The following is a 4707-nucleotide window of genomic DNA, read 5'->3' on the forward strand; positions in this document are numbered from 1 at the left end:
CACAGGCTACCAATATCAATACTACACATAATATTATAGTTATTATCTTTTTCATTAAAAAATCCTCCCCAACTTGACATATGACTATTATTCTATATTTGAGAGGATTTGTCAATATATGTATACTATTAAATTATTTTGTCGAATAACGGATTCTCCTTATTTGTTGCCTCTTTCACGCCTATACTTTATGAATTCCATGTATTCCTGTATAAATTCTTTCTCCTTCTTGTTTAGCTTTATTTCTTCATGCATGTATTTTTTCAAATTTGCATCTTCCAGTTTTTCTTGTAGTTTTATATTTTCGGTGTATTTATTTAATTCTTTTTTTATAGTTTCCAATTCGTCAATTATTCTTTTTTGGTTTTTTGGTGGCATTATGTATCCGCCCAGCATTAACAAGACTTCTTCTGATACTTTGAGTGGTTTGGATAGTTTTCGCAAGTCTTTATCAGTGGGTATACGTTTTTTATTAAAATATTTAGAAATAATTGCTTTATCTATATTTGTAGTATTAGCTAGGTCGGCTTGTCTTAAGTTTAATTGATTAGTTCGAAAAACAATAAATTCATTTACTGCAAATTTATCAGATTTATTATATTTTTCTAGATGTTTTCTTTCGTTATTACCCATAAAATCCTCTCCTGATATACGATGAAATAAATTCAACGATAAGATATTGACATAAATTCAACTTAGTGCTATACTATCTATTGATAAGATTGACAGTATAAAAAATGCATTTTGGACTACTATCTAACAGGCAAGTATCCCTATAGTTATATTTAAGGACAACGAATGCCTTATATGAGCCGTTTCTTTTATTAAAATATTCTAATTTCCTAAAAATCACTCTTTTTATCATTATACCAAAAACAGCATTAGATTAAATCATGGGAGGTGAAGTTGGAATATTGAAAATATTCGTTCGGTTTTGGTGAATTTTAAGGTTCTAATTTAAAGACACTAGTAGCAAAGTTATCTAAATAAAGATAAAAAGCATGGGCAATTTTTTATGTGTATAAAGTTCGTGTTTTCTATCAAAATTATCGCAAAATAACAATACATGGTAGATTGTAAGGAAATAAAAACAATAATAAATAAAATGGTTACCATACTTTATAGCATTATCTAGAGAATGTGATGTGTTAAAATATGCAGGAATATATTATATGTTGTTGTAGATATTTAAATAATACATTGGAAGTATTGACAAGTCGAAATGCTTAAACAGTTTGCTGGGATAGCTAATGAATCAAGATTTGGCAAGGTAGTCCGAGCGCTCAAACGTTCATCCAATAATGAAACAAAGATATTGATATATCTCCATGAAATACATGGAAAAGGTTCAAAAAAGCGCATACAAATATGATTATAAGAATATGAGTGCGTTTTGCAAATCGCACAAAACAATTCCCAATTATGAGAATATTCATTCAAGCAAAACGAGAGGTTTTGTATGGGCAAAGTCTTTCACTAGGAACATTTGTTTTGAAATTGATTATCTATAAATATAAGGCCGCATGCAAATTTAACAGCTTATTTAAATAATTAATGAGGAGGATATTTATGAATACTTACCTTTTTAAAGGTTCTGAGGACTTCAAGTTGATGTCCCAGAAGGGTGTAAAACAATATATGTTTGAAAGTGAACCGAATAACTCGATTTGGGATAGTAATGTAGGTCCCAATGGTAAAATGTACATGTCTTTATCGAGTGAGCTTACATTGTGTGGATATGCACGCCTTTATGAATATGATCCTAAAACCAATCAAGGGAAAAAACTTTTTGAAGTTGAGAAAGTAATATTGCCTCAGGAGAGAGCAATGCGGGCTAGCAAGTTTCATACTTCTATATCTTTTTTAAATAATGGGAAGTTAGCTATGACAACACATTCGACAGATCGTGCTCCATCTCACCCTACCTGGTTACCTGAACAACATTATGGGCATATATGGGAAGGTTTTGCTGGATCTAATATTGTGGTTTATGATCCGAAAACCAAAGAGACAAGTAATTTGGGAATCCCTGTTCCAAGGGAATCACTATATGGTTCAATATATGATCCAAAGCATAATGCTTTATACTCTTTAGGTTTTATGCGAGGTCATTTATATAGATATTCGTTTGATGACAAGACCGTAATAGATTTGGGGCAGGTGTCAGAAGGTCATAGCTTTAGAATGGTTTTAGGTCCTGATGGAAATATTTATTCTGCAACTAAATCAGGATATATGTTTAAGATAGATACAGATAAACAAAAAGTAATTGATATGAATTATAGGGTACCTTTTTATAGTTACGGTGATAATTATACTTTTGGAGAAAGTTTTGGAAACATTGCAGCGGGTAAAATTGGGCCTGACGGGAGAATATATTTTTCTATAATGTATGGACCTGACATAATTGCTCTTGATACCAGGACTGGCAAAATAGAAAATATGGGGCCGTATCTTCCAACGCCAAGATATGCAATAACAGAAAACCGCAATGGAGTTTTTGGGATTGATTTTGATAGCAACGGGGTACTTTGGTATCATGTAAGTTCCTGTAATGATGGATCTGAAACTTCCCTGCCGTCACAACCTGGCTCCCTGTTTAGGTGGGACATACTGAATGGCGGAAAACCTGAGTGGATAGGAATAGTAGGTACAACAAAGCGTGTATTTTGTTGCATGAGTGAGTTGTTCATTCATGATGATTTAATGGTGATTGTGGAAACAAACCACGGCCAAGCTCCTGCATCTATCATGACTATAGACTTAAATGAATTCGAGCCTACCATGACAGATATGAAAAAGGTTGCACCGGAAGAACTAGAAGACAAGATGTTTTGGCCTAATGCTAAAGATATTGATGGTTATGCAAAAATATTTGACGATCAAGCGAGGATTTCGGCAGCAAATCCACATACGTTTGATGGTAATCTTGATACAGCGTTTCGTATCTGGCGCAAGCTTGCCCCAGATGACATTGAAAACTCTGGTGTGACTGGGATTGTGTGGGATGATGATAATGCACTGCATGGAATTTGCGGGAAAGAAAGGAAGTTTGGGTTTAAAATCGTGAATGAAAGAATCGAATTTATTGATAAGTTAGATAATCTTGATAATGACTATGTAAAATGGTTATGTAAGTCAGTTGAACCGAAAAAGTGTACCTGTGCGGATTCTGTTCTACCTAGTTATCCAGGCAGGCAATTTAAAGCAGTTCCTACTGTGTGTACACCATTAACAAAAGACCGGGTTCTTATTGGAACGCTCGACGGACTACTTGCTATTTGTGATAGTGATAGAGTGTACTCTTTGGGGATGGCAGGTTACAATGGACCTGTACGTGCTTTATCATCTACGCCAGATAAAAAAACGGTTTATGGTGTTGCTGGAGACGTTTCTGATTTAGGAATGGTGTTTAAATATGATGATGAAAATGGGCTTATACTTAAAGGAAATATTAAGCATGGTTCTTCAAGGGGAACGCTTGCGTCCCTAGCAAATAATGTATTATCATGCTGTTCTATAAGTAAAGATGGCAAGAAGTTAGCAATTGCTTCAGAGGATAGGCTAGGAACTGTGTATATATATAACTTATCGTCCACTAAAAAGTAGCTCTGTAATTGAATGATAGTTATATAAGTTTATAGCTAATTTGTTAGAATGGAAAAAATCTCAAAGAAAGGAAAAGCATGTTAGCCAATTAAGCTGATATGTAGAATGGTTAGCGGATGATGAATAGTACAAAACTTAATGATATACAAATAAAAACAAAAAGCTTCTCAACCGAACAAATTATTCCTTTAATGATATTAATAGGGCTCTATGTTGTATTTTCTATTATTTCAAGTGCATTTTTAGAATTGGAATCAATATATTTATTGTTGCAACAGAATGCAGCAGTTGGCATTGTTTCGCTTGGAATAATGGCAATAATAATAACTGGAGCACTTGACTTCACAGTAGGTGAAACAGTAGCACTTGCAGGAGTAGCGGCTACAAAGATATATATGTCAACTAGCCAGAATTTGGTGGTGCTGATTTTCTGTGCTTTAGTAATAGGAGCATTGATCGGTCTAGTAAATGGATCAATTATAACTAAAATGAAGATTCAACCTTTTATTGCGACATTAGCGATGATGTCTATTATTAAAGGATTGACTATGATTATCGGAGAAGCCAGCGCTCCTAAATTGACAAAAGCCGATATTATATATATAGGATCTGGAGATATTTTAGGGATTCCAATGCCATTTGTTATATTAGTAATTATGATATTGGTAACGTCCTTTATTCTTAATAAGACACGTTTAGGAACCTATTGGTATGCTATCGGAGGCAATGCTTCAGTAGCGAAACAAGCAGGCATCAATATCGATAGGTGCAGGATATTAGTTCACATGTTTGGAGGCATATATGCCAGCGTAGCTGCAATAATAACTATAGCACGCATTAGAACGGTTGTGCCGAACATTTCAGGAACTCTATTATTGGATGCCGCTGCGGCAGCGATTATTGGAGGTACAAGTGTTAGCGGAGGTAAGGGAACTGTTTTTGGAACAATAGTAGGGGTGTTTATAATTAGTTTAACTCAACTTTCCCACCACTATTGTGGTGATGAACCTTGAAAAATGAATATAATCACGCAACCAACTGCAATCGATCTTTAAGATAGAAAGGCAGGGCATTGATTATTTGGTCAATAAGTTGCTG

General features: G+C 34.2%; 3 protein-coding genes. 2 read left to right on the top strand and 1 reads right to left on the bottom strand.

What is annotated here, in order from left to right; all coding sequences use genetic code 11:
- Positions 1-159: 159 nt before the first annotated feature.
- Positions 160-633, bottom strand: coding sequence for a helix-turn-helix transcriptional regulator (locus tag PHP06_10540; GenBank protein MDD3840978.1), 474 nt, complete (start codon positions 631-633; stop codon positions 160-162).
- A 936-nt stretch (positions 634-1569) separates the two neighbouring features.
- Here PHP06_10540 and PHP06_10545 point away from each other — a divergent pair.
- Together PHP06_10545 and PHP06_10550 are read left to right on the top strand one after the other, a co-directional pair.
- Complete coding sequence (locus tag PHP06_10545) at positions 1570-3609, top strand: hypothetical protein (GenBank protein MDD3840979.1); 2040 nt, start codon at positions 1570-1572, stop codon at positions 3607-3609.
- 116 nt (positions 3610-3725) lie between these two features.
- Positions 3726-4622, top strand: coding sequence for an ABC transporter permease (locus PHP06_10550; protein ID MDD3840980.1), 897 nt, complete (start codon positions 3726-3728; stop codon positions 4620-4622).
- The last annotated feature ends 85 nt before the right edge of the window (positions 4623-4707 follow it).

This window comes from Clostridia bacterium (assembly GCA_028698525.1).
Lineage (GTDB): Bacteria > Bacillota > Clostridia > JAQVDB01 > JAQVDB01 > JAQVDB01.

Coding starts and splice junctions, on each gene's coding strand:
- PHP06_10540 (MDD3840978.1), bottom strand. CDS start 633: ATGGGTAATAACGAAAGAAAACATCTAGAAAAATATAATAAATCTGAT.
- PHP06_10545 (MDD3840979.1), top strand. CDS start 1,570: ATGAATACTTACCTTTTTAAAGGTTCTGAGGACTTCAAGTTGATGTCC.
- PHP06_10550 (MDD3840980.1), top strand. CDS start 3,726: ATGATGAATAGTACAAAACTTAATGATATACAAATAAAAACAAAAAGC.